Origin of the sequence: uncultured Streptomyces sp., from assembly GCF_947488945.1 — a bacterium.
Classification (GTDB): Bacteria; Actinomycetota; Actinomycetes; order Streptomycetales; family Streptomycetaceae; genus Streptomyces.
Genome location: NZ_CANLBS010000001.1, coordinates 159,103 through 184,994, shown reverse-complemented (window position 1 = coordinate 184,994; position 25,892 = coordinate 159,103). Strand labels below are relative to the sequence as shown.

At 73.7% G+C, this 25,892-nt stretch carries 18 protein-coding genes; 4 read left to right on the top strand and 14 right to left on the bottom strand.

The annotated features are described in order from the left end of the window. From Q0994_RS00745 to Q0994_RS00695, 11 genes are all read right to left on the bottom strand, one after another. Positions 1–2,835: a tetratricopeptide repeat protein gene (locus Q0994_RS00745; protein ID WP_299527527.1), complete on the bottom strand. Its 2,835-nt coding sequence runs from the start codon at positions 2,833–2,835 to the stop codon at positions 1–3. Continuing rightward, the gene (locus Q0994_RS00740) at positions 2,832–4,166 is read right to left on the bottom strand and encodes a hypothetical protein (protein WP_299528117.1); all 1,335 of its coding nucleotides are present in this window, start codon (positions 4,164–4,166) and stop codon (positions 2,832–2,834) included. Before Q0994_RS00740 ends, Q0994_RS00745 begins: the two co-directional genes overlap by 4 nt. 60 nt (positions 4,167–4,226) lie before the next feature. Then, complete coding sequence (locus Q0994_RS00735; RefSeq protein ID WP_299527525.1) at positions 4,227–5,258, bottom strand: glutamate ABC transporter substrate-binding protein; 1,032 nt, start codon at positions 5,256–5,258, stop codon at positions 4,227–4,229. An 11-nt stretch (positions 5,259–5,269) separates the two neighbouring features. Further along, complete coding sequence (locus tag Q0994_RS00730) at positions 5,270–6,553, bottom strand: hypothetical protein (RefSeq protein ID WP_299528115.1); 1,284 nt, start codon at positions 6,551–6,553, stop codon at positions 5,270–5,272. 457 nt (positions 6,554–7,010) lie between these two features. After that, complete coding sequence (locus Q0994_RS00725; RefSeq protein WP_299527523.1) at positions 7,011–7,985, bottom strand: N-acetylglucosamine kinase; 975 nt, start codon at positions 7,983–7,985, stop codon at positions 7,011–7,013. Beyond that, positions 7,976–9,241: a 6-phospho-beta-glucosidase gene (locus Q0994_RS00720; RefSeq protein ID WP_299527521.1), complete on the bottom strand. Its 1,266-nt coding sequence runs from the start codon at positions 9,239–9,241 to the stop codon at positions 7,976–7,978. The genes Q0994_RS00725 and Q0994_RS00720 overlap by 10 nt, the downstream gene beginning before the upstream one ends. Before the next feature lie 5 nt (positions 9,242–9,246). Next, positions 9,247–10,149 (bottom strand): carbohydrate ABC transporter permease, encoded by a 903-nt coding sequence (locus Q0994_RS00715; protein ID WP_299527519.1) that lies wholly within the window; start codon positions 10,147–10,149, stop codon positions 9,247–9,249. A gap of 1 nt (position 10,150) precedes the next feature. Further along, a complete protein-coding gene (locus tag Q0994_RS00710; protein ID WP_299527517.1) occupies positions 10,151–11,155 on the bottom strand; it encodes a carbohydrate ABC transporter permease in 1,005 nt (334 codons plus the stop codon). An 11-nt stretch (positions 11,156–11,166) separates the two neighbouring features. After that, positions 11,167–12,507, bottom strand: a complete 1,341-nt coding sequence (locus tag Q0994_RS00705) for an ABC transporter substrate-binding protein (RefSeq protein WP_299527515.1) — start codon at positions 12,505–12,507, stop codon at positions 11,167–11,169. 98 nt (positions 12,508–12,605) lie between these two features. Further along, the gene (locus tag Q0994_RS00700) at positions 12,606–13,766 is read right to left on the bottom strand and encodes an ROK family transcriptional regulator (RefSeq protein ID WP_299527513.1); all 1,161 of its coding nucleotides are present in this window, start codon (positions 13,764–13,766) and stop codon (positions 12,606–12,608) included. 179 nt (positions 13,767–13,945) lie between these two features. Continuing rightward, positions 13,946–15,013, bottom strand: coding sequence for a mechanosensitive ion channel family protein (locus Q0994_RS00695; RefSeq protein ID WP_299527511.1), 1,068 nt, complete (start codon positions 15,011–15,013; stop codon positions 13,946–13,948). Positions 15,014–15,285: 272 nt separating this feature from the next. Here Q0994_RS00695 and Q0994_RS00690 point away from each other — a divergent pair, with 272 nt between their 5' ends. Continuing rightward, the gene (locus tag Q0994_RS00690) at positions 15,286–15,822 is read left to right on the top strand and encodes an HNH endonuclease (protein WP_299527509.1); all 537 of its coding nucleotides are present in this window, start codon (positions 15,286–15,288) and stop codon (positions 15,820–15,822) included. A 106-nt stretch (positions 15,823–15,928) separates the two neighbouring features. On the opposite strand, the gene Q0994_RS00685 is transcribed toward Q0994_RS00690, so the two are convergent. Beyond that, positions 15,929–18,880 carry a beta-N-acetylglucosaminidase domain-containing protein gene (locus tag Q0994_RS00685; RefSeq protein ID WP_299527507.1) on the bottom strand — a complete coding sequence of 984 codons (2,952 nt, stop codon included), beginning with the start codon at positions 18,878–18,880 and terminating at the stop codon, positions 15,929–15,931. Between the two features lie 310 nt (positions 18,881–19,190). Between Q0994_RS00685 and Q0994_RS00680 the strand changes: the two genes are divergently transcribed. From Q0994_RS00680 to Q0994_RS00670, 3 genes are read left to right on the top strand one after another with little or no spacing between them, the layout of a single operon-like run. Beyond that, the gene (locus Q0994_RS00680) at positions 19,191–19,502 is read left to right on the top strand and encodes a hypothetical protein (protein WP_299527505.1); all 312 of its coding nucleotides are present in this window, start codon (positions 19,191–19,193) and stop codon (positions 19,500–19,502) included. After that, positions 19,503–21,608, top strand: a complete 2,106-nt coding sequence (gene malQ, locus Q0994_RS00675; protein WP_299527503.1) for a 4-alpha-glucanotransferase — start codon at positions 19,503–19,505, stop codon at positions 21,606–21,608. A gap of 60 nt (positions 21,609–21,668) precedes the next feature. Continuing rightward, positions 21,669–21,923: a hypothetical protein gene (locus Q0994_RS00670; RefSeq protein ID WP_299527501.1), complete on the top strand. Its 255-nt coding sequence runs from the start codon at positions 21,669–21,671 to the stop codon at positions 21,921–21,923. A gap of 142 nt (positions 21,924–22,065) precedes the next feature. Here Q0994_RS00670 and pepN read toward each other — a convergent pair whose 3' ends face one another. Both pepN and Q0994_RS00660 read right to left on the bottom strand, forming a co-directional pair. Further along, entirely contained in the window at positions 22,066–24,645 is a 2,580-nt protein-coding gene (gene pepN, locus Q0994_RS00665) for an aminopeptidase N (RefSeq protein WP_299527499.1), read from the bottom strand. Between the two features lie 187 nt (positions 24,646–24,832). Further along, positions 24,833–25,861 (bottom strand): aspartate-semialdehyde dehydrogenase, encoded by a 1,029-nt coding sequence (locus Q0994_RS00660; protein ID WP_299527497.1) that lies wholly within the window; start codon positions 25,859–25,861, stop codon positions 24,833–24,835. Positions 25,862–25,892: the final 31 nt, after the last annotated feature.

The window sequence follows — 25,892 nt, the reverse complement described above, 5'->3', positions numbered from 1 at the left end:
TCACACCCACGTCCGGGGGCGGAAGCGGTTGGCCCGCTCCACCAGTTCGATCCTCTCGTCGCCCCGCTGAGCGAGCCGGGCCAGTGTGCGGTACGCGCGTTCCAGCCCGAACCGCAGGTCCCGCTCGGTCAGTTCGCGGCCGAGCAGCGTTCCTCCGCCCGGTGCGCCTCCGTGCGGCGGGGGAGCCGCAGGACTACCGGAGAGTACCCAGTCCAGCGCGGTGCCGAGCACCTCGGCCGACAAGGTCTCCCGGCGCACCGCGTCGAGGCCGAATCCGGCGAGTGCCGAGACCTGTCCGGAGGCGGCGGCCAGGTCGTCCCGGAGCGGCTCGTCGGGGGCGCGGCCGCGCAGCCTCGCGCGCACCGAGGCCACCCGGGCTGCGGTGTAGTGGATCGACGCCTCCGGCACCGATTCCAGGGCGCGTACGGCTCCGACCCGGTCCCCGGCGGCGAAACGGACCCGGGCCAGACCGAAGGCGGCGCTGACGAAACCGGGATCGGTCGTCCACACCAGGCGGTAGTACTCGGCGGCGTTGTCCAACTGCCCTAGCACCTCCGCACAGATCCCCAGCGCCAGCTTCGGGGCGGGCTCGCCGGGAAAGGCGTCGTACACGGCGTCGAAGGAGAGCGCCGCGTTCTCGTGGTCCCCCGTCACCAGGGAGACCACGCCCCGGTACCAGACCACCCGCCAGTCGTCCGGGTACTGCGCCTCCAGGGCGTCCAGCACCGCGCCGGCCGCCCCGGGGCCGTCCATCTCCAGCCGGGCCCGCAGTTCGCGCAGCCGGGTCTCCAGTGACGGGACCGGCACGGCGTGGAGCGCGGCGATCAGCTCGACCGGGGCGGAGGACATCACGCCGGCGAGGAACCCGGCGTTGGGGTCGTTCGCGTCCACGCGGGGAACCGGCAGCGCGAGCGCGATGCCGCGGGCGTCCAGCGGGGCGAGCCGGACGGCCGGCCCGGCCGTGCCCGTGGACGGTGCCGCCGCCGGGGCGCCGGAAGACAGCCCGCGCGGGGCGGGCACCTGCGCGGAGCCGTGCAGCGGCACCGCCCCGTACGCGGGAGCCCCGGTGTGGGCGGGTGCCGGCCCGGGCGCCGGTGCTCCGCCGGTGGGGCGGCTCGCGCTCTGGTGGGTCGGTGGGGCGGCGAGCGGAGCGGCGCCCACCGGCTGGTGGCCGGGGTGCGACGTGCCTCCCTGCGCGGGGGGCGGTACCGGCGCGGGCGCGCCCGCGCCGACCGGGGCCCCGACCGGCAGCGCGGCGGCCACCGCCGTCACCACCGCGCCCGGTGCCACCGGCACGGCGGGCGCGTTCCCCGCGGCCCGTCGGCGGCGCCGGGGCCGCCCGCCGACCGCGGGCCGGCCGCCGAGCAGCGACACGTCACCGGTCAGCTCGGCGAACAACTCCGTGTCGCACACCCGCAGTTCCGGGCCGAAGAGGGTGGACAGCGCGGGGCGCGGCCGGCCGCTCTGGAGCGCGACGACCTCCCGCAGCACCCCGGTGAGCTGTTCGGCCATCTCCGCCGCCGACGCGAACCGGCGCGCCGGGTCCGGGTCCGTCGCCCGGACCAGGAGCCGGTAGAAGGACTCGTAGGTACGGAAGACCTCGATGTTGTCCGGGTCGGGGAGCGAGTCGACGAAGACGTTGGTGTACCCCTGGAAGTCGAAGGTGAGCACCGCCAGCGTCCGGGCCACCGTGTACAGGTCGGAGGCGACGGAGGGGCCGACCTCGGCGACCTCGGGGGCCTGGTAGCCGACCGTTCCGTAGATGGCCGACTCCTCGTCGTCCATCCTGCGGACCGCGCCCATGTCGATCAGCTTGAGCTGGTCCTCGGTCTGGATGGCGTTGTCGACCTTGAAGTCGCAGTACAGCAGGTTGCGGCTGTGCAGGTGGCCGAGCGCCTCCAGCGCCTCGATGCCGTACGCGCACGCCTGCTCGACCGGGAGCGGATCGCGGCGCCCGTCGGGGGTGCGGCGGTCGTTGGCGATCTCCTTGAGGGCCTTCCCGCCGACGTACTCCATGACGATGTAGCCGTCCAGCGAGCCGGTCCGCTGGTCGAGGTGCTCGACGAAGTTGTAGATCCGGACGATGTTGGAGTGCTCGATCTCGGCGAGGAACCGGCGCTCGGAGATCGCGGCGGCCATCGCGTCCTGGTCGCCGGTGTCCAGCAGGCCCTTGAGCACCACCCAGCGGTCGGCGACGGCCCGGTCGACCGCGAGGTAGACCCAGCCGAGACCGCCGTGCGCGAGACATCCCGCGACCTCGTACTGGCCGTGCACGACGTCGCCGCCGGTGAGCTTCGGCACGAAGGAGTAGGGGTGGCCGCACTTGGTGCAGAACCCCTCGGTCCGTCCCGGCCGGTCGCCCCGCGAACGGCCCACCGGAGCGCCGCAGTCGGAACGCGAGCAGAACCGCTTGCGCTCGGGCACCTCCGGGTTCTCCATCACGGCCGTGCGCGGGTCGGGCCTGGGCACGTCCGGGACCAGCACCAGCCCCGCGCCGAGCCGTCCCCGGCCGGTCGTTCCGGTGGAGGCGCCCGAGGAGCGCACCGACACCGAACGTCCGGCGGCGGACCCCGAGAGCGAGCGCGACAGCCGGCCGGACACCGACCGCCGGGACCCCGCCGAGCGGGAGGAGCGCGCCGAGCGCTGCGAGGGGTGCGACCCGGTGGAGCGGGAGGAGGCGGCCCGGTGGCCGCCGGCGATGCCCGTGGGCGGCGAACCCACCATGCCGGTGGGCGAGACGACGGGCGCCAGACCGCAGGTGTCGCAGTACAGCTCACCGCCGCCCATGTCCTCGTACCGTCCCTCGCACGAGGGGCGCTGGCACCGCGTACTCATCGTGTCTCCCCCTGTTCGTCCCGCCGGTCCTCGGGCGGCCGCGGTGTCAGCAGCTCCGCCGCGGCGCGCTGGTAGCGCAGCACCGCCTGTTCGGCGGCCCGCAGGTCGCAGGGCGCGCTCCACAGCATCCGCCGGGCGGCGTCGTACCGTTCGATGAGGACCGGGTCCTCGGCCAGACCGTGCCGGGACACCTTGGCGCGGTAGGCGTCGAGCCGGCCGCGCAGCTCGGCCCGGACCGCGAGCGGCGCCGTGACCTCGGTCAACGACTCGCGGGCCCGCACGAGCTCGTCCTCGGCCTCGCGTTCCAGCGCCTCCAGCAGCGGCGAGAGCCGGTGCCACTGGGCGTGCCTGCGGTAGTCCGCGGCGGCGTCCAGCCGCTCCTGGAGCGCCGTGGGCGGCCCGCTGACGGCCGGCACCTCGGAGGCGGCGATCTTGGCCAGCACCTCGCCGCGCGCCGTCCGGGCCTCCGCGAGTGTGCGGTCGGCGCGTGAGAGCAGGTCCCGCAGCCGGGCCAGTCGCTGGTCCGCGTCCTGCCGGACCGCCAGCACCGCCTCGATCTCCCGGCGCACCTCCTCCAGGGCGCGGGCCGCCGCGTCGTAGCGCGTGATGTCGGGCCGGCCCCCGCCGGGGGCGGCACTGCCCGGACCCGGCAGCCAGAAGGCCAGCGGGTCGGAGATGACCTGCGCCCGCAGCGCGGTCAGTTCGGCGGTGATGGACTCCAGATCGTCGCCCGACGGGTGCTCGCCGGGCCGCACTCCGACGGAGTGCGCCAGCGAGCGGGTCCTGCGCAGCTCGGCGGAGAGCAGGTCGATCCGGGCGGGCAGCGCCGACCATACGGAGTCGGCGGCCACGATCAGGTCCAGCGAGCGGGCGTACAGGGTGTTCATCCGGGCGACCAGTTCCTCCAGCGTGAACCGCTCCGAGAGCCGGGCCGGGCCGGTGACCGAGGACGGCAGGGCGGCCCCGTTGGCCACCGTGACCGCTTGGCCGCGCAGCAGGCAGGTCAGCGCCACCAGGTCGTCACGGCTGGGCAGGCGCCTGCGGGCGCGAATCTCCCTGGCCTCGGCGAGCGCCGCCGCGTACGCGTCGAAGTACCCCCACAGCAGGGTGATCGACTGCTCGGCGCCGGCCCAGCGGTCGCGGGTGACGCCGGTCAGCTCGGCACCCTCCAGCAGCCGGCGGCCGGCGTGGTCCTGGAGGGCGAGCAACGAGGTCTCGATCGCCTCGTGCTCGGCACCGAGCCGGGCCAGCGCACGGTCCGCCTCGTCCCGGTCCATGACCGGGCCGGGCGGCCTCCCCGCATAGCTGGGGAACGGGCCCGCGGCGCCCATCGACCACCTCTTTCGTTCCTGTCCGCCGCGCACCGCGACGGAATCGGTCGTCACCGGTCGTTACCGGTACACCGGCGCCGGCGGCGCCTTCACTCCGGGCAGGGCGCTCTCCAGCCATGCGCGGTACGACACCATCCACCGGCTGTCCGCCCCGCCGGCCCGGTACTCCTCGAGCACATGGTTGACGCGGGCCACCAGATCGTCGGCGCCGAGCTTGGCGGCGACGCCGTAGTACTCGGTGGTGAACCGCTCGCCCTTGAGCTCGACCGTCGGGTCCTGGGCGGCCTGCCCGGCGGCCAGCGCGTTGTCGGTGACGACGGCGTCGACCTCGCCGAGCTGGAGCCGCACCAGGCAGTCCAGCTGGTTCGGCACGGTGAGCAGGTCCTCGTCGCGCGGGGTGCCGTCGTGGTCGTCCTCGAAGACCGCGCCGTGCGGCTGGGCGCGCAGCGCCTCGAAAGCCGTGGAGCCCTCGGTCGAGCAGACGCGCAGGCCCTTCAGCGAGTCGTCGAAGCCGGTGACGCCCGAGTCCTTCGCGGCGAGCACCTGCTGCCCCGCCTCGAAGTAGGCGGTGGAGAAGGCGACGTCCTTGAGCCGGGAGCAGTTGATCGTCATGGTCCGCACCACGACGTCGACGCGGTCCTCCTGGAGGGCGAGGATGCGCTGATTGGTCGGGACGGCGCGGAATATCACCTTGTCCGGGTCGCCCAGGATGTCGTCGGCGAGCGCCCGCACCAGGTCGATGTCGAAGCCTTCGAGCTCCCCGGTGGCCGGATTGCGCGACCCCCACAGGTAGCTGTTCTGGTCCACCCCGGCCACGAGCTTCCCGCGCGCCTTGATCTTCTCGATCGCCGGTCCGTCGGCCGTGGACGGGCGCAGGCTCGCCTCCGGCCGCTCGCAGTCCTCGGCGCGGGCCGGAACGGCCGCCGCGACGGCTCCCGGTGACGTGCCGTCGCCGAAGGATTCGGCGTCGCGGTGTGCCAGCGGCAGCAGGGTCAGCAGGGCCGTGACCGCGCAGGCCACCGCCATCGCCGTCACCCCGCCCCAGCCGCGCAGGGCCCCCGCGCCGGTCCGGCGGATCCTCGCTCCGGTCATCGCTCCCCCTCTCACCGGTACTCCGAGACTCTTCGGTTGACGCCGAGCACCACCGCGACGGCCCCGAGCACGGCGAGCACGCCGGCTCCCAGCGGCAGTCCGCCGAAGGCGCCGCGGCCGTCGCGCGCGGCGCGGTCGAACTCGTCCTGCTCGTGCTCCAGCGCCTTCTCCAGGGCTTCGTCGACCCGGGTGAAGGACTCGCCCGTGGACTCCTTCGCCCCGATCACCAGCACCAGCGCACGCTCGTAGGAGCCCTGGTCGTCGGCGGCGCGGGCCCCGGCGTGACGCTCCTGCCACTGGGCGACCCCGGCGGCCGCCGTCTCGACCGGGGCGCCGCCGCCGGCGTCGTCGGCGAGCTTCCCGGCGCTGCGCAGCGCGGCGTCCAGGCTCTTCATCTCCGCCGTGTACGCGGTCTCGTACCGGTCGGCCTTGCCGTCCTCGGTGAGTACCGCGCCCCGGGCGACCAGGGTGAGGTTCTCGTTGGCGCGGGCCTTCAGGGAGCTGATCCGGGCGTCGTTGAGGACGTCGAGGGACGCCTGTCCCTGCGCCATCGCCTCGCGCAGGTCGGTGCGGGCCACCGTGTGGCTCGCGGCCAGCCACAGCAGCACCACCGTGGCGGCGGCGGTGGCGGCCAGCAGGCCCTGGTTGAACACCCGGTTGGTCCGGCGGTAGTCGCGCCGCTGGATCAGGGCGAGCGCGGCCAGCGCGAGGACGCCCGCGGCCAGTGCCACGAACGGCCACCGCCGGGCGTCGTCGGCATCGCTCTCCAGCCGTTCCGTCTCCGCCGAGTACAGTCGTTCGGCCGCGGGCAGCAGCTCGCCGCTCATCTTCTGGTTGGCGTAGCGGAGATAGGCGCCGCCGAGCGGGAGACCCTGCCGGTTGTTGGCGCGGGCCCGCTCTATCAGCCCGGTATAGACCGGGAGTTGCTCGTTGAGGGTGCGGATCTCACGGCCCGAGGCGGTCGAGGCACCGGTACTGGCGGCCGCTTTCACCAGCAGCCGGGCGGCCTCCCGTATGTCCCGCTCGTAGCTCTGGTGCACCGCCTTCGGCTCCTGGCTGCCGGCCAGGAAGCCGCTCGCCGCCATGGTGTCCGCGTCCGCCAGCAGCCGGTAGATGCCCGCGGCGTCGGCGCTGAGCGGCTGGCTCCGGCTCACCACGTCGTCCGCCGCCGAGGCCCGCCCGGAGATCTCCAGGGCGGTCACCGCGCCGAACGCCACCACCAGCAGGACCAGTACGGCGCCGACGACCCGCAGCCGGCCGGGCTCCGTGGCCGCCGCGGCCCGCAGCCGCCGCACCCCCGCCGCCCCGGTCCGCCCGGGTGCGGCCGGGCGCGCCTCCGGCGTGCCCGCGGCCGGCGCTCCGGGCGCGCGCTCCCTCAACGGCTGTGTCACTCGACCTCCCCCTCGGTCTTCGGCGTGTGTACCGGTCCTCCGGCCGGGCGGAGGACCGACGCCCGGCCAGAAGTATGGCCGCAGACGCCGACATCCACCAGGAATACCCGAATCGGGCACCGGCTTCCGCATTCGATCAGGACGCACCCCGGTCGATCAAGGAGTGCGCCTCCCGGGGGCGTCGCCCCCGACTCCGTCTCCCCGCAGCCCCGTTCACGCTCCCCGCCCCGTCGCCGAGGCCCGGTTTCCCCTGCCGGGCCCGGTCCTCCCCATGAACACGAACCGGGTTCCCGGACGGTTCCCGCACGCGAAGGGCGCCCCGACGCGCGATCGCGTCGGGGCGCCCTCACAAGACGCCTCGTCAGGAGTAGTGGGCCCGCAGCGCGCGGTGCGCCCCGGGACCGGCCCCGATGGCGTCCAGACCCAGCAACGCCGCGCCCAGCACGGGCGGACGGTCCACCACGCGGACCTCCGCGGCCGGTGCGCGCTCCGCCAGCCGGGCGGCGATCCGGGCGTCCAGCAGGGGGTGCCGGGCGGCCAGCACACTGCCGCCCAGAATCACCGGAACGTGTTCGTCCAGCAACCCGAGACGACCCAGCGCGACCGAGGCCATGGCCACCACCTCGTCGCCGAGCCGGTCGATCAGCGCTCGTGCCACCGGATCGCCCGCCGAGGCCGTCGCGAACAGCACCGGCGTCAGCTCGTGCCGGCGGTCGTAAGCGATCCGCCCCCGGTGCAGCGCCTCTATCAGCGCGTACATGGTGTCCAGCCCGAAGTGGCCGGGCAGCGCCCGGACCAGCTCCGTGGGCTCGCCCCGGCCGTCCTCGGCGCGCGCCGCGAACCAGAGCGCCTCCTCGGCCAGCCCCGAACCCCCGCCCCAGTCGCCGGAGATCCGGCCGATCGCGGGGAACCGGGCGGTGCGGCCGTCCGGGACCATGCCCACGCAGTTGATCCCGGCCCCGCACACCACCGCCACCCCACGGGGCTCGTCCACCCCGGCCCGCAGGATCGCGAAGGTGTCGTTGCGCACCTCCACGGTGCGCCCCCAGCCGCGTTCCCGCAGCGCCAGCGCCAACTCGGCCTCCTCCACCGGGAGATCGGCGTTGGCCAGGCAGGCGGAGACGTGCGCGACGGGCCCGGCGGACGGGCCGGCGGCGGCCACCGCCTCGTCGCGCAGCGCCGCCAGCACGTCCACCGCCGCCGTGATCCCCACGATCGGCGGCCGGAAACCGCCGCCCCGTGCCGTCGCCAGCACCGAGCCGTCCGCACCGATCAGGGCCACGTCGGTCTTGCTGTTGCCCGCGTCGAACGCGAGCACCGAAGCGTTCACGCCCACGCGAGGTGCTCCCGGTTGTGCGCGATCAGCCGGTCGGTGAGCCCTTCGGCGTACGCGTACTGACCGGTCAGCGGGTGGGCGAGCAGCGCCTTGAACACCCGGTCGCGGCCGCCGCGCAGCGCCGCGTCCAGCGCCAGGTCCTCGTACGCGGTGACGTGGGCGACCAGCCCCGCGAACAGCGGGTCCAGCGCCGGGACCGCGAGCGGGGACGCGCCGGAGGCGTCCACCCGCGCCTGCACCTCGATCACCGCGTCGTCCGGCAGGAACGGCAGCGTCCCGTTGTTGTACGTGTTGACCACCTGGACCGGCGATCCGCCCGCGCCCAGCAGGGCGGAGGCCAGGTCCACGGCCGCCTCGGAGTAGAACGCGCCGCCGCGCTTGGCCAGCAGCTCGGGCTTCTCGTCCAGCGCCGGGTCGCCGTACAGCGCCAGGAGCTGCTTCTCCATCGCCGCCACCTCGGCGGCCCGCGACGGCTTGCTGCCGAGCTCCCGCACCACCTCGTCGTGGGCGTAGAAGTAGCGCAGGTAGTACGAGGGCACCACGCCGAGGCGGTCCACGATCTCGCGCGGGAGGTGGAGGTCGGAGGCGATCGCCGCGCCGTGCTCCGCGAGCAGCTTCGGCAGCACGTCCTCGCCGCCCGGTCCGCCGAGCCGCACGCCGAGCTCCCACGAGAGGTGGTTGAGCCCGACGTGGTCGAGGTGGACCTCGGCGGGGGAGACGTCGAGCATCCGGGCGAACTTGCGCTGGAAGCCGATCGCCACGTTGCACAGGCCGACCGCCTTGTGTCCGGCCTGGAGCAGCGCCCGGGTCACGATGCCCACCGGGTTGGTGAAGTCGATGATCCAGGCGTCCGGGTTGGTGCGGCGGACCCGTTCGGCGATGTCGAGGACGACCGGCACGGTGCGCAGCGCCTTGGCGAGGCCGCCGGCCCCGGTGGTCTCCTGGCCGACGCAGCCGCACTCCAGGGGCCAGGTCTCGTCCTTCTGGCGGGCCGCCTGGCCGCCCACGCGGAGCTGGAGCAGCACCGCGTCGGCCCCGGCGACCCCGGCGTCCAGGTCGGAGGTGGTGGTGATCCGGCCCGGGTGCCCCTGCTTGGCGAAGATCCGCCGGGCGAGTCCGCCGACCAGGTCGAGCCGCCCGGCGTCCGGGTCCACCAGGACCAGTTCCCCGATCGGCAGGGTGTCGCGCAGCCGCGCGAAGCCGTCTATCAGTTCGGGTGTGTAGGTGGACCCGCCACCAACTACTGCGAGCTTCATGGTTCTCAGCCCTTTACTCCGGTGAGGGTGACGCCTTCTACGAAGGCCTTCTGTGCGAAGAAGAAGACGATGATGACCGGCGCCATCACCAGCAGGGTCGCTGCCATCGTCAGGTTCCAGTTGACCGCGTGGGCGCTCTTGAACGACTCCAGTCCGTAACTCAGCGTCCAGGCGCCGGGGTTCTGCGCGGCGTAGATCTGCGGGCCGAAGTAGTCGTTCCAGCAGTAGAAGAACTGGAAGAGGGCGATGGCCGCGATGCCGGGCTTGGCCATCGGCACGACGATCTTCAGGAGGGTACGGAACTCTCCGCACCCGTCGACCTTGGCGGACTCGATGTACTCCTGCGGGATGGTGAGGAGGAACTGCCGCAGCAGGAAGATGGAGTAGGCGTCGCCGAAGGCCATCGGGATGATCAGCGGCCACAGCGAGCCGGAGAGGTGGAACTGCTGGGCCCACACCAGGTACATCGGGATGATGATGACCTGCGGCGGCAGCATCATCGTCGTGATGACCAGGATCATCGCGGTGCGCCGCCCGCGGAAGCGGAACTTGGCCAGGGCGTAGGCGACCGGTACCGACGAGCAGACCGTGAAGACGGTGCCCAGCAGCGCGTACATCAGGGAGTTGCGCCACCAGCCGAGGAATCCCGGCGTGTGGAAGACGGTCGTGTAGTTCGACCAGTGCCAGGAGTCCGGCCACAGATCCCCGCTCATCGCCTGCCCGTCGCTCATCACCGAGGTGAGGAAGACGAACACGAACGGCAGGACGAAGAACAGGGCGAGCGCGAGAGCCAGGGAGTGGACCGCGATCCAGTGCAGCACGCGCGTGCGCCGGTGCGCCGCGGCGCGGGGGCCCGCCGGGCGGTCCGGGGCCGCGGTCCGCCGCGGGGCCAGGGTGGTGGTGGTCATCTCAGTCCTCCGCCGGAACGAGGCCGACGCTCTTGCGCATCAGCAGAAGGGTGACGGCCATGGCGATGGCGAAGAGCACGAGCGACAGGACGCACGCGGCTCCGGTGTTGAAGTTCTGGAAGCCCATCGAGTACACGAGTTGCGGCACGGTCAGGGTGGAGTGGTCCGGGTAGCCGGGCTGGATCACCGTGCCGGGGCCGATCGAGACGCCGGAGGCGAGCTTCCCCGCCACCAGGGCCTGCGTGTAGTACTGCATCGTCTGCACCACGCCGGTCACGACGGCGAAGAGCACGATCGGCGTGATGGCCGGCCAGGTGACCCAGCGGAACTTCGTCCAGGCGCCCGCGCCGTCCAGTTCGGCGGCCTCGTACTGCTCCTTCGGCACGTCGAGCAGCGACGCCATGAAGATCACCATCAGGTCCCCGATGCCCCACAGCGAGAGCAGCACCAGCGACGGCTTCGACCAGGCCGGGTCGTTGAACCAGCCCGGCCCGTCCACGCCGATCCACGAGAGCACCTCGTTGACCGGGCCGGTGGAGGGGTTGAGCAGGAAGACGAAAGCGACGGTCGCCGCCACCGGCGGGGCCAGGTAGGGGAGGTAGAAGGCGGTGCGGAAGAGCCCGGTGCCCGTCTTGATCTTCGTGATCAGCAGGCCGACACCGAGCCCGAACGCCACCCGCAGCGTCACCATCACGACGACCAGCCACAGCGTGTTCCACAGGGCGGGGCCGAACAGCGGCATCTGCTCCAGCACGTACCTCCAGTTCCGCAGCCCGACGAAGGTCGGCGCCTTGATCTGGTTGTAGTGCATGAACGAGAAGTAGACGGTGGCGACGAGCGGGTAGCCGAAGAAGACCGTGAAACCGACCAGCCACGGGGAGAGGAAGCCCAGGGTGCGCAGCCGCTCGCGGTTGCGCCTGCGGCGGAGGGTGGCGGTGGAGCCGCGCGGGGCCGGTTCGGTCCCGCGCCCGGCGGAGGCCGCCGGGGTGGAGAGGGAAAGCGCCATGACTCGGCTCCTCAGTTTTCCGACTGGAGGTTGTCGGCGTCGATCCGTTCGTCGAGCTCCCGCAGGCCCTGGTGCAGGTCCTCCGTGCGCCCCGCCTCCACGGACTGGGCGAAGTCGCCGAACGAGTTGATGTACTGGCCACCGTTGTCGGACGGCGGGACCGCCTGACTGTGCGGGTTGCGCGCGATGTCGATGAAGGCGCGGAAGGCCGGGTCGGCGTCCAGATCGGGCGATGCCAGCGCGTCGAAGGTGGACGGCACGTTGTGGATCGCGTTGGCGAACCGGACCACCGGCCCGGTCTCGATCGTCAGGTACTTCACCAGCTCGAAGGCGGCGTTCTGGTGCCGGCTGCTGTGCGCGATGCCGGCGACGGTGCCCGTCAGATAGCCGCGCCCGTAGGTGTCGGCCTGGTCGTCGGGGACCGGCAGCGGGGCGACGGCCCAGTCGAAGTCCGCCTTCGCCGCGTCCAGCATCAGCCCGCGCCACTCGCCGTCCAGGTGCATGGCGAGCTTGCCGGTGAGGAAACCGTTCTGCGAGGACATCTCGTCGCCGAAGCCCGCGCGCAGCCGCTCCATGGCCCGGTAGCCGCCCTGGGCGTCGGACAGCTCCCGCATGGCGGTGAAGAACTGTTCGGTCCTGGGCTCGTCCGCGAGCCGCGCTTTGCCCTCGGCGTCGAAGTAGTCCGGCCCCCACTGCGCGAACATCCGGTCGGGCGCGTTCTGGTAGAGCTGGAAGTTCGGCATGAAGCCGGCCCGTTCCAGTGAGCCGTCCTTCTTCTTCCGTGTCAGCTTGACCGCGTCGGCCTTCATCTCGGACATGGTGCGCGGGGGCCGGGTGATCCCGGCCTCCTCGAAGGCGTCCTTGTTGTAGTACATGCCGAACGCGTCCGCCAGCAGCGGCGTCGCGCACTGGACGCCCTCGTAGCGCGTGTAGTCCAGCAGCGTCTCGGGGAAGACCTTCGTCTTGTCGATCCCGTTCTTCTTCAGGAAGGGATCGAGGTCCACCCACATGCCGGACGAGCAGTACTGGCCGACGTTGTTCGTGGTGAACGAGGTGACGACGTCGGGGGCGTCGTCGCCGCCGGCGCGCAGCGCCTGGTTGATCGTCTCGTCGCTGACGTTGCCGGTGGAGACGACGTGGATGTTGGGGTGGAGCTTCTCGAAGCGGGCGATGTTGTCGTCGATCGCCTCGACCTCGCCGGGAGCCGACCAGCCGTGCCAGAACTTCAGCGTGACCGGTTTCGTCGGGTCGTCGTGGGCGTTGCCCGTACTCGGATTGGCGCAGCCGGACAGCAGCAACGCGGCTGCGCCGAGCGCCAGGGGCACGCGGGTACGTATGCGCCACAGTGCCATGGCGGACTCCTTACGGGGAGGGGGACGGGGCGGATTCGGGCAGCGGGGTGCCCTCCGTACCGCCCGTCGTGGGCGGCACGGTGCCGGAGCCGGGGGGATCAGCCGGTGTCGAAGGCGCTGTCGCGCGCCTGGGCGAGGGCGGTGCGCAACGCGCCGGTCAGGATGGGGTCCTTGCCGATGTCGCTGAGCCGCAGGAGGGGGCGGGGGAGCGCCAGTCCGGTCATCTCCGCCTCGACGGCGTCGCGGAGCGCCTCGCCGCCGGCCCTGGCCACCGCGCCGGACAGGACGACGAGTTCGGGGTCGACCACGGCGACCACGGAGGCGAGGCCGGTGGCCAGCCGGCGGGCCACCTCCGCCCGGACGGCCTCGTCGGCGAGGGCCTCCGCCAGCGGTCTGCCGCCCGCCAGGTCGCGCACCGCGGGGCAGGAGACCTGGCTCTGGAAACCCCCTCCGGCGTCCGGGCCCGCCCAGTCGGCCGCGCCGCCGCGGGCGAGCGGGGCGCCCGGCAGCGGCATGTAGCCGATCTCCCCGGCGCCGCCCGTCGCGCCGCGCAGCAGGGTGCCGCCCAGCACGATGGCGGCGCCCACGCCCTCGTCGAGCCAGGCGAGCACGAAGTGGTCGTGGTCCTGCGCGGCACCCTCGTACTGCTCGGCGACGGCGGCGAGGTTGACGTCGTTCTCGATGACGACCGGCCTGCCCACGACCTCGGCGAGGTCGGCGAGCAGGGTGCGCGAGTGCCAGCCGGGCAGGTGGGGCGCGTAGCGCAACTGCCCGGTGCGGGGATCGATCGCGCCCGGGGTGCCCAGCACGACGCTGGTGAGGTCGTCGTGGCCCAGACCCGTCCCGCGCAGGGCGCCGTCCACCGCCTCGGCCACGAGCTGGGCGGTGCGGTGGCGTACGTCCTCGGCGACGGCGTCGGCCTCCAGTCGGCAGGAGCCGACCGTCGCGCCGGTGATGTCGGCGACCACCGCGTCGATGCCGGTCGGTCCGACCGAGAGCGCGGCGACGTGTGCCGCGGCGGGATCGATCTCGTACAGCACGGCGTTGGGTCCGGGGCGTCCGCCCTGGCTGCCGGTCGAACGGACCAGGCCCGCCTCCTCCAGCCGGGCCAGCAGCTGCGAGGCGGTCGGCTTGGACAGCCCGGTCAGCTCGCCGAGGCGGGTGCGGGTGAGCGGCCCCTGGCTGACCAGCAGATCGAGCGCGGCCCGGTCGTTCATGGCGCGCAGAACGCGCGGGGTGCCCGGGACGGTTCCGGCCATGAGCGACACCTTCTCTCTGTTAGTAAAGTTTCCTGTCTGTTGTGAGGACGGTAGGTGGGCCGTCGGTGGTCCGTCAATGGAAAACGCCCCCGAGGCAACCAAAGCGTTACCCGGGGGCGTCGTCGGCCCGGATTTCCGGGGCCGTGCGCAGGCGCGCGTCCCGCGACCGGAGCCGCGGACTACTTCGTGATGGTCGGCGGCGGCGTTATCGGCGTGGCGGCCAGCGACTGCGGCGACGTCGTCGAGGCGTACGCGGACGGGGCGGCCATGGCCGCCGTCGGGTCGGCGGCGGACTCCAGGTCCGGCGGACCGGGGACCGCGCCCACCATGCGGATGCCGGCCTCGTCGAGGGCGCGCTTGACGCGCCAGCGGAGCTCGCGCTCCACCCCGAGCGCCTTCCCCGGCATCGTCTTGGCGGTGACCCGCACGGTCATCGAGTCCAGCAGCACCGCGTCCAGACCCAGCACCTCCACCGGACCCCAGAGCCGCTCGCTCCACGGCTCTTCCTTGGTCATCTCGCCGGCGGCGCTCTCGATGGCGGCCCGGACCCGGTCCAGGTCCTCCGTCGGCCGCACCGTCACGTCGACGCCCGCGGTGGACCAGCCCTGGCTCAGGTTGCCGATCCGCTTGACCTCGCCGTTGCGGACGTACCAGATCTCGCCGTTGTCGCCGCGTAGCTTGGTGACCCGCAGCCCCACCTCGATGACCTCGCCGGAGGCGACGCCGGCGTCGATCGTGTCGCCCACCCCGTACTGGTCCTCCAGGATCATGAAGACGCCGGACAGGAAGTCCGTGACCAGGTTGCGGGCGCCGAAACCGAGCGCCACGCCGGCCACACCGGCGGAGGCCAGCAGCGGGGCCAGGTTGATCTGGAACGCCCCGAGGATCATCAGGGCGGCCGTGCCGAGGATGACGAAGGACGACACCGACCGGAGCACGGAGCCGATGGCCTCGGAGCGCTGGCGCCGGCGTTCCGCGTTCACCAGCAGGCCGCCGAGCGCGGTCCCCTCGACGGCCTGGGCGCTGCGGTTCATCCGCTCGATGAGATTGGTCAGCGCGCGGCGGATCAGGAAGCGCAGGGTGATCGCGACGGCCGCGATGAGGATGATCCGCAGACCGGTGCTCAGCCAGGTGGACCAGTTCTCCTCCACCCAGCTCGCGGCGTCGCCGGCCTGGCGGGCGGCCTCGTCCAGCGAGTCGGGCGACCCGGACGACGAAGCGGCGGCCAGCAGGACGGACAAGGGCACGGAGGACCTCCAGCGGGGGCGACGGCAGACTCACAACCCTAACGAAGGGGCAGGGGCGGATCGTCGGCGTCGGAGGACGAGAGACACGTCTCATCCGGCCGCCCGGTTCCCGCGCCCCGCCCGCCCCCGCGTCCGTCCGACGGCCGCCCGGAGGGAATTCGCGCCCGCCCGTTACCCGTACGTGGTGGCGCTCCGACCAGGCATGAGGAGAGACTGAGTACGGATCGTCCCGGCGCGAGCCACGCGCCGCCGGCGTACAAGGAGGCCTCCGCGTGCCGCACGTCCTGGTTCTCAACGCGTCGTACGAGCCGCTCGGCGTCGTACCGCTCCGCCGCGCACTCGTCCTCGTTCTGGAGAACAAGGCCGTGTGCCTGGAGGAGTCCGGCGCCCTCATGCACAGTGCCACCCGCGCCGTCCCGGCGCCCAGTGTGGTGCGACTCAAGCGATTCGTGCGGGTCCCCTACCGGGGCCCCGTCCCCCTGACGCGCCGGGCGCTGTTCGCCCGGGACGGCGGGCGCTGCGTGTACTGCGGCGCCGCGGCCACCAGCGTCGACCACGTCGTTCCCCGCAGTCGCGGAGGCCTGCACGCGTGGGACAACGTGGTGGCGGCCTGCCGCCGCTGCAACCACGTCAAGGCCGACCGCCATCTGCCCGAACTGGGCTGGCGGCTCCTCCACCAGCCCGCCCCGCCGACCGGCCTGGCCTGGCGGATCATCGGGACCGGCCACCGCGACCCGCGCTGGCTGCCGTACCTGCAGCCGTTCGGCGCGGAGGACGCGATGGCCAGGATCGACGGCGTCTCGGCCTGACCCGCGCACCGCCGTCCGCGCCCCGGAGCGCGGACGGCGGACACAGCGTCCGGAGGTGTGCGGGGGGCGTACCCGTTCGCGCGGGCGCACGGCCCGCGCGGGGGCGTCACTTCTCCGCGACCGCGTACGCCTCCACCGACCACAGCGAGTACCCGTACTCCGTGCCGCGCCGGTCGCCGGACACCCGGACGAACCGGGTGTCCGGCGCGTCCGTGCGCACCGTCTCGCGTCCGCCGCGGCCGTCGCGCACCGTCGCCGCGGTGCGCCAGGACCGGCCGTCCGAGGACACCTGAACGCGGTACTCCGAGGCGTACGCGTCCTGCCAGGTCAGCACCACCTGCCCCAGCCGCACCGGCTCCGCCAGCTCCGCCTGCCACCAGCCCTCGTCCGCCGGCGCGGCCGACCACCGGGTCGCCGGATCGCCGTCCGAAGCCGCCGCGGCCGGGAAGTCCGGCGTCTCGTCGCCCGACGAGGAGGCGGTCGCGGTCCGCAGCAGGTCGGGGCCGTCCGTCGGCGGGAACGTCCGCACCGTCAGCGTCGACTTCTGGCCGCCGAAGCTGACCGGGACCTCATAGCTCCCGGCCGGGGTGTCCGCCCCGACGGTGATCTCCACCGGCACGCGCGTGCGGGCCCCCCGCGGGACGGTCGTCCGCGCCGGGACGCGCACCTCTATCCCCGCGGGCGCCTTCGCGGTGAGCGCGCCCTCGACGGCGTCCGGACGGCGGGCCGCCAGCCGCGCCTCCACCCGGGCGGACCCGCCGATCACCGCGTCCGCCTCGTTCTCGTCCAGGGCGAGGTCGGCGGCCGGCTCGTCGCCGAACCACGGCACCACCGCCCGTACCCCCGGCCCCCCGGCGGGCCCGGTGCCGTGCCGCGGCGCCGGGCCGGTGAAGGACGCACGGGCGTCCGTCCGCACGACGCGCAGCGCGTCGGCGACCACCCCGCCGGCCGGGCGCTGCGCCCAGCCGGTCTTCGACAGCGCGCCGAGCCGCCGCCAGCCCTCGCCCGGCACGTGCGCCTCCAGCGCGGTGTCCGGCCCGGCCGGGCCGGACAGCACCGTCACCGCCTCCACCGGGCGCGGCCGGTCCAGCTCCACCGTGTAGGCGTTCGCGGTCCGGGTGACCGTGCCGGCGTGGCGGTCGGTGCCGTTCCAGCGGCCCGCCTCCTCGGCGGCCCTGGTCAGGAACGGGTCCAGCACGCCTTCGCCGACGGTCGCCGTGCTCGCGGACAGCCGCTCGCGCAACGGCTCCAGGGCCAGTTGCGCCCGCCAGGCGGCCGCGCCGTCACCCCGGGCCTGCGCCTGGAGCAGGTCCACGGCCAGTTCGCCGGCCCGGCCGTACCGGGCCAGCTGCGCGGTCCAGGGCCCCACCTCGTCCGCCAGCCGTCCGTCGGCACTCCCGGCCAGCGCCTCCGGCGCGGTCCGCATCCGGGTGAAGGCGTCCCGCAGCGCGCCGGCGGCCCGGTCGCGGGCCCGGGGCCCGGCGGTGCGGGACGTCCAGAACGCGCTGAGCAGCGGCCGCAGATAGGAGGACTCCTCGCCGCCGAGGACGGACCCCGCGCTGTTGCCCGCGAGCGCCCGCAGCGCCGCGCCGGCCCGGTCGTCGCCTCCGGCCAGGTCGTCGACCGCGGCCCGCCAGGACGCCTGCGGCCGGTACCCCCGGGGGTTCCAGGCGTAGTCCGCGGCGGTGAACAGCGGGATGCGGGAGGCGGCGGCCTGCTCCATCGCGTTGGCGAGGAGTGCCGCCGAACCGGCCGCCACCGCGGGGTCGCGGCCGGTGTACGGGCCGAGGAAGATCCGATCCTGGGCGTAGTCGTTGACCGGATAGTTGTCCATGGTGACCAGCGGGTGCCGGAAGGCGTCGCGGGCCCGGGACAGTTCGCCGCCGGTGATGGTCCGCGGTACCACCCCGACGCCGGTCCAGGCGACCTGGACGCGCGGGTCCAGGGCGCCCGCCAGCGCCGTGCGGTAGTCGGTCGCGCCGTCCTGGTAGTACTCGGTCGGCAGCACCGACAGCGGCTCGGCGTCCGGGTGCCGGGCGGCCAGGTGACCCGCCACCGCCCCCGCCACCCGGGCCTGCGCACGGGCGGCGGCCGCCGGCCCGTCGCCGAAGGTCCGGGCGTCCTCGTCGCAGTGCCACTCGCTGTAGCTGACGTCCTGGAACTGGAGCTGGAAGGCGCGCACGCCCAGCGCCCACATGGAGTCGATCTTCCGGTTCAGCGCCCGCACGTCGCCCTCGGAGGCCAGGCACATCGCCTGGCCGGGGGAGACCGCCCAGCCGAGCGTCACGTGCTCGGCCCGCGCCTTCGCGGCCACGGCCCGGAACTCCGCCCGCCGGTCCGCCGGGTACGGCTCCCGCCACCGCGCCTGCCGGTAGGCGTCGTCGCCGGCCGCGTACAGATAGCGGTTCTGCTTGGTGCGCCCCATGAAGGCGAGGTGGCCGAGGCGCTCGTCGAGCGTCCACGGCCGCCCGTAGAAACCCTCGGTGGTGCCGCGCACGGCACTGCCCGGCCAGTCGCGCACCACGACGCCGGCGACGGCCCGGTTCCGCACCAGTTGACGCAGTGTCTGGACGCCGTGGAAGAGGCCGTCGTCGCCGGTGCCGTCCAGCGCCACGGCCGGGCGTCCGGCCACCCGGCCCGCCGCGAGGCGGTAGCCGCCGGCCGGCAGGTCGCCGGCGTCCGGCGCTCCCAGGGCCCGCAGCGCCTCCGGCGCGCCGTCGCCGCCGAGCCGGATCACCGGACCGCGACCGGGCAGCGACTCGTGCACGGTGGTGACGCCCGCGTCCCGCAGTACCTTCCGCAGCGCCCCCGCCGCGTACGGGTCGGCGCCCGGCGCGGCGACGAGGGTGACCTCCCGGCCGAGCGCCACGTCCGGTCCGGCGGCCTCGACCGACCGGGGCCGCGGCCAGAGGGCGGGCGGCGCGGGCGCGGCGGCGCGGCGGGAGGCCGGGGCGGGGTCCGCGGGTGCGGCGGACGCGCCCGGCACGGCGGGGCCGAGCAGGCCGCCGAGGAGGGCGACGGCGATCGCGGCGGCCCGCCGTCTGCGCCCCTGTCCCACGTCCGTTCTCCCCTCGCCCGCCGTCGTCCCGCCCGCCGTCGCCGATGGGCTCCGAGCCCACCATCCGGGCCGCACGGGTGTCAACGCTCCTGCCCCATTGGGACAGGAATAGCGGTAAATAAACCTTTTCGTCTGGGTGCCGGGCGCCCGGGGATGGCCGGAACCGTCCGTGTCAGCCGTACGGGGGAACGCGGGGTGACCCGGGGCACGTTGGGCTCGTTGTCATCGTGGCCGTGTCACTCTCATGTCTGGTCCGGTGCGGGTTGGGTAGGCCTGCTGTGTCCTGTTCCCCACGGCCAGGAGGCCCTTCATGCCCGCAGCCGCGCAGCTCCTGCTCTCCGCCCTCTCCAAACAGGTCCCCGGCCCGGCCGGTCCCGCCCCTCTGACCAGCGAACTTCCCCGAACCGTCGTCTCCCGCCCGATCAGCGGCCCGCCGCTCACCGAAGCCGCGCTGCTGACCGGAGCCGCCTTCGCCGCCGATCTCGCCCCGCTGACCAGCGAGCCGCCGCTCGCCGATGCCACCCCCCTCACGAGCGAGCCACCGCTCGCCGTCGCCGCCCCTCTGACCAGCGAACCGGCCGCCCCCGGTGCCGCGGGGGGCATGGAGTCCCCAGGAGTCTGAATGGGCTTGTCCCGGCTCGCCGCACTGCACGGTGTCGCCACCTCCTACTCCCCGTCCGCGGGTGTCACCGTGGCCGTCCCCGACGACACGGTCACCGCCGTCCTCGCCGCGCTGGGCGTCGCCGCGGACAGCCCCGAGGCGGTGGAGGAGGCGCTCGCCGCCGCCGACGCGAGGGCGGATTCGCGCCTTCTCCCGCCCACGGTGGTGGTCTGGTCGGGCGAGCCGCTGCCGGCCGCGCTGACCGCGCTGCCGGCCGGCACCGCGCTGACGGTCGAGCCCGAGACCGCGCCGGGCGCCACCGGGACGCCCGAGCCGCTGCGGATGCGGGTACCGGGCGCGCCGAGGACCGGTGCGTCCGGCCGCCCGCCCGCAGCCTGGTGGGCCGAACCGCCGCTCGGGGTCCACCGGCTGGCGGTACGCACCCCGGACCAGCGGCAGGAAGCCTCCACCCTGGTCGTCGCCCCGGCCCGCGCGCCCCGGCCGCCCGCCCGCACCCAGGGCTTCCTGGTGCAGCTCTACTCCCTGCTCTCCGGCCGCTCCTGGGGCATGGGAGACCTCGGTGACCTCGCCGACCTCGCGGCCTGGGCGGGCCGTACGCTCGGCTCCGGGTTCATCCAGGTCAACCCGCTGCACGCGGCCTTCCCCGGGCGTCCCACCGACCCGTCCCCCTACCGCCCGTCCTCGCGCCGCTTCCCGGACCCCGTGCACCTGCACGTCGAGTCCATCCCCGAATACGGCCAGGTCAGAGCGCGTGCCGTGCTGGACGACCTGCGTCAGGACGCCGCCGCGCTCTCCGAGGCGGTCCTCAACAAGGGCGCCCACATCGACCGGGACGCGGTCTGGGAGCTCAAGCGGCAGGCCCTGGAACTCGTCCACCAGGTCGAACTGACCCCCGGCCGCCGGGCCGCCTACTGCGACTATCTCGCCGCCCAGGGGCAGGCGCTGGAGGACCACGCCCTGTGGTGCGCGCTGGCCGAGGTGCACGGACCCGACTGGCACACCTGGCCCGAGCCGCTGCGCGACCCGCGCTCGCCGGAGACCGCGCGGGCCCGCGCCGAGCTGATGGAGCGGGTCGACTTCCACTGCCGCCTGGTCTGGCTCACCGAGCTCCAGCTCGCCGACGCCCAGCGTGCCGCCACCGACGCCGGGATGGGCGTCGGCATCGTCCACGATCTCGCGGTGGGCGTGCACCCGGCGGGCTCCGACACCTGGGCCCTCAGGGACGCCTACGCCCTCGGCATGTCCGTCGGCGCGCCGCCCGACGCCTTCAACGCCCGCGGCCAGGACTGGGGGCTGCCGCCCTGGCGCCCCGACGCCCTCGCCGCCTCCGGCTACGCCCCCTACCGCGCGCTGCTCCGGGGCCTGCTGGCGCACGCCGGGGCGCTGCGCATCGACCATGTGATGGGCCTGTTCCGGCTCTGGTGGGTACCGGAGGGCAAACCGCCCACCGAGGGCGCCTACGTCTCCCAGGACGGCGAGGCGATGCTCGCGGTGCTCGTTCTGGAGGCCCACCGGGCCGGTGCCGTCGTGATGGGGGAGGACCTCGGCACGGTCGAGCCCGGCGTCCGCGAGGCGCTCGCCCGGCGCGGGGTGCTCGGCACCTCGGTGCTCTGGTTCGAGCGCGACTGGGAGGGCACCGGCCGCCCGGTGCCGCCCGAGCAGTGGCGCGCCGACTGCCTCGCCACCGCCACCACCCACGATCTGCCGTCCACCGCCGCGAAGCTGTCCGGCGACCACGTGCGGCTGCGCGACGGCCTCGGACTCCTCGCCCGCCCGCTGGAGGAGGAGCTGACCGAGGACGCCACCGACACCGCCGAGTGGCTCGGCTATCTCGCCCGGCTCCGGCTGCTGCCCGAGGGCGGCGGCGACGAGGAGGCGGCCGTCCGGGCCGTGCACCGCTTCCTGCTGGCCACGCCCGCCCGGATGGTCGGCGTCTGGCTCCCCGACACCGTCGGCGACCGCCGCCCGCAGAACCTCCCCGGCACCTGGGACCAGTACCCCAACTGGCGGCTGCCGGTGGCGGACGGCGAGGGACGCCCGATGACCCTCGAACAGATCACCGCCTCGCCCCGCCTGCACCGGCTGATGGAGGCCCTGAGGCCGTGACGGAGCCCGTACGGCACCCCCGGACGCGCGCCGCCCGAAGGCGTTCGCTACGTTTGCACCGTGGACAAGAAGAACGCTATGCGCGCCGGCGCCGTCGCGGCCGGTACGACGCTGATGATGCTGCTCATGTCGTCCCCGGCGCTCGCGCTCACCCGTGACGACGGCGACGACCCGGGTGCCCACGGTCTCAGTGTGATGGAGACCGTCGGCCTGTACGTGCTCGCCCCGATCGTGCTGTTCGCCGTGATCGCCGGTCTGGTCATGGTGCTCGACAAGTCCCACAAGCCTCGGACCACGTCCAACAAGCAGGTCTGACCTCCGCGGACCTTCCGGTGCGCCGTGCGGTGATCTTCACCGCACGGCGCACCGGCATGTCCGCGGGCCGACGGGCCGGGCCGTGCGGACGTACCGGGAAAGGGGGCGCCCGCCGGGGCGCCCCCTTCCCGCCGTCGCACCCTCAGGCGGTCGCGCCCGCGGCCGACGCGTCCGCGGCCTGCGCCCTCAGCGCACGCTCCACGCCCGCGCGCGACTCCGACATCAGGCGCCGCAGCGCCGCGTTCGGCTCGGCCGAGGCGAGCCAGGCGTCCGTGGCGTCGAGCGTCTCCCGCGCGACCTGGACCGCCGGGTAGAGGCCGACCGCGATCTGCTGGGCCATCTCGTGGCTCCGCGACTCCCACACGTCCTTGACCGCGGCGAAGTACTTCTCCGTGTACGGCGCCAGCAGTTCGCGCTGTTCGTTCTGGACGAACCCGCTGATCACCGCCTCCTGGAGCGAGTTCGGCAGCCTGTCGGACTCGACGACCGAGGCCCACGCCTCCGCCTTCGCCTCCGCCGAGGGCCGGGCCGCCCGCGCGGACGCCGCGTGGCGCTCGCCCGCCGAGGTCCGGTCGCGGTCGTACTCGGCGGCGATCTCGTCCTCGTCCAGCAGCCCGGTGGCCGCCAGCCGGTGCACGAACGCCCAGCGCAGCTCGGTGTCGACGGCCAGCCCCGCGATCTCCTTGGTGCCGTCCAGCAGCCCCTGGAGCAGGTCGAGCTGCTGCGGGGTGCGGGCCGTCGCCGCGAACGCGCGGGCCCACGCCAGCTGGTGGTCGCTGCCCGGCTCCGCGGCGTTCAGGTGCGCCAGGGTGGCGTCCGTCCACTGCGTCAGCGCCGCCTCGCGGGCCTGCGGCGCCGCGTACATGTCCAGCGCCAGCTTCACCTGGCGGTGCAGCGACTGGACGACCCCGATGTCCGACTCCTTGCCGATGCCGGACAGCACCAGCGAGAGGTAGTCCCGGGTGGCCAGTTCGCCGTCGCGGGTCATGTCCCAGGCGGAGGCCCAGCACAGCGCGCGCGGCAGGGACTCGGTGAAGTCGCCCAGGTGCTCGGTGACGAAGCGCAGCGACTCCTCGTCGAGGCGCACCTTGGCGTAGCTGAGGTCGTCGTCGTTGAGCAGCACGACGGCCGGGCGGGGGCGGTCGGCCGGGAAGGGCACCGGGGTGACCTCGCCCTCGACGTCCAGCTCGATCCGGTCGGTGCGCACCAGCTTGCCGTCCGCGTCGAGGTCGTAGCAGCCGATGGCGATGCGGTGCGGGCGCAGCGTCGGCTCGCCCTTCGCGCCGGCGGGCAGCGCCGGGGCTTCCTGGAGCACCGCGAAGGAGGTGACCAGGCCCTGGGCGTCCGTCTCGATCTCCGGGCGCAGGATGTTGATGCCGGCGGTCTCCAGCCACGCCTTCGACCAGGTCTTCAGGTCGCGCCCGGAGGTCTTCTCCAGCGCGCCGAGCAGGTCCGACAGGCGCGTGTTGCCGAAGGCGTGCGCCTTGAAGTACGCCTGCACGCCCTTGAAGAACTCGTCCTCGCCGACGTACGCCACCAGCTGCTTGAGGACGGAGGCGCCCTTGGCGTAGGTGATCCCGTCGAAGTTGACGAGCACGTCGTCCAGGTCGCCGATGTCCGCCATGATCGGGTGGGTGGACGGGAGCTGGTCCTGCCGGTAGGCCCACGTCTTCATGGTGTTGGCGAAGGTCGTCCAGGAGTGCGGCCACCGGGAGCCCTCGGCGTCCGCCTGGCAGGCGATCGAGGTGAAGGTGGCGAACGACTCGTTCAGCCAGAGGTCGTTCCACCACTCCATCGTCACGAGGTCGCCGAACCACATGTGGGCCAGCTCGTGCAGGATGGTCTCGGCGCGCGTCTCGTACGCGGCGTCCGTCACCTTCGAACGGAACACGTACTGGTCGCGGATGGTGACCGCGCCGGCGTTCTCCATCGCGCCCGCGTTGAACTCCGGCACGAAGAGCTGGTCGTACTTCTCGAAGGGGTACGCGTAGTCGAACTTCTCCTGGAACCAGTCGAAGCCCTGCCGGGTGACGGCGAAGATGTCGTCCGCGTCGAGGTACTCGGCCAGCGACGGACGGCAGTAGATGCCGAGCGGGACGGTCCGGCCGTCCTTCTCGTAGCTGCTGTGCACCGCGTGGTACGGGCCGGCGATCAGCGCGGTGATGTACGTGGAGATGCGCGGCGTCGGGGCGAACTCCCAGACGTCGTCGCGCGGCTCGGGCGTCGGCGAGTTGGAGATGACCGTCCAGCCCTTCGGCGCCTTCACGGTGAACCGGAAGGTGGCCTTCAGGTCGGGCTGCTCGAAGGAGGCGAAGACCCGGCGGGCGTCCGGCACCTCGAACTGGGTGTACAGATAGGCCTGCTGGTCCACCGGGTCGACGAAGCGGTGCAGCCCCTCGCCGGTGTTGGTGTACGAGCAGTCGGCGACGACCTTCAGCTCGTTGGCGCCCGGCCGCAGGTGCGGGAGGGCGATCCGCGAGTCCCGGAAGACGGCGGCGACGTCCAGCGACGTGCCGTTCAGCTCCACCTGGTGGACGGCCGGGGCGACCAGGTCGATGAAGGAGGCGCCCGCCTCGGCGGCCTCGAACCGTACGGTGGTGACCGACCGGAAGGCGCCGCCCTCCTGAGCTCCGGAGAGATCCAGATCGATCTCGTACGCGTCCACGGTCAGCAGGCGCGCCCGCTCCTGTGCCTCTTCGCGGGTCAGATTGGTGCCAGGCACGCGGTCATCTCCTTGTTGTGCGACTTGTCGTGCGACTCGAAATGCGACGTTCCTGCCATCCTTCCACGTGACGCCGACGCCGTGCGATGCCCTTTCCCCGCAGCGGCCGCGCCGGACCCGGTGGACGGACCCCGGACACGCCGGAGGGCGGCCACCGGACCGGTGGCCGCCCTCGTGCGCGGGTGGGTCAGCCCTTCAGCTCGGCCGCCACCAGCTCCGCGATCTGCACCGCGTTCAGCGCGGCGCCCTTGCGGAGGTTGTCGTTGGAGACGAAGAGGGCGAGGCCGTTGTCGACGGTCTCGTCGACGCGGAGGCGGCCCACGTACGAGGCGTCCCGGCCGGCCGCCTGGAGCGGGGTCGGGATCTCGGACAGCTCGACGCCGGCGGCCTCGCGCAGCAGCTCGGTGGCGCGCGCGACGCTCAGCGGGCGGGCGAACCGGGCGTTGATCTGGAGCGAGTGGCCGGAGAAGACCGGAACCCGGACGCAGGTGCCGGAGACCTTCAGGTCCGGGATGTCCAGGATCTTGCGGGACTCGTTGCGGAGCTTCTGCTCCTCGTCCGTCTCGAAGGAGCCGTCGTCCACGATCGAGCCGGCCAGCGGCACCACGTTGAACGCGATCGGGCGCCGGTAGACGGCGGGCTCGGGGAAGTCCACCGCCCCGCCGTCGTGGGTCAGCTTGTCGGCGTCGGCGACCACCTTGGACGCCTGGCCGTGCAGCTCGGCGACGCCGGCCACGCCGGAACCGGAGACCGCCTGGTAGGTGGCGACGGTCAGGGCCTGGAGCCCCGCCTCGTCGTGCAGCGGGCGCAGCACGGGCATGGCCGCCATGGTGGTGCAGTTCGGGTTGGCGATGATGCCCTTGGGCCGCACGCGGGCCGCCTGCGGGTTCACCTCGGAGACGACCAGCGGGACCTCGGGGTCGCGCCGCCAGGCGGAGGAGTTGTCGATCACCACGGCGCCCTGGCCGGCGACCTTCTCGGCGAGCGCCTTCGAGGTGGCGCCGCCGGCGGAGAAGAGCACGATGTCCAGACCGGTGTAGTCGGCGGTGGAGGCGTCCTCGACGGTGACGGCGGAGCCCTGCCAGTCGAGGGTGGAGCCGGCGGAGCGCGCGGAGGCGAAGAGCCGCAGCTCGTCGACGGGGAACTTCCGCTCGGCCAGGATGCCGCGCATGACTGTGCCGACCTGACCGGTGGCGCCGACGATTCCGACCTTCACTGGAGCTCCTTCGTACGTGGGTGCGGCCCGC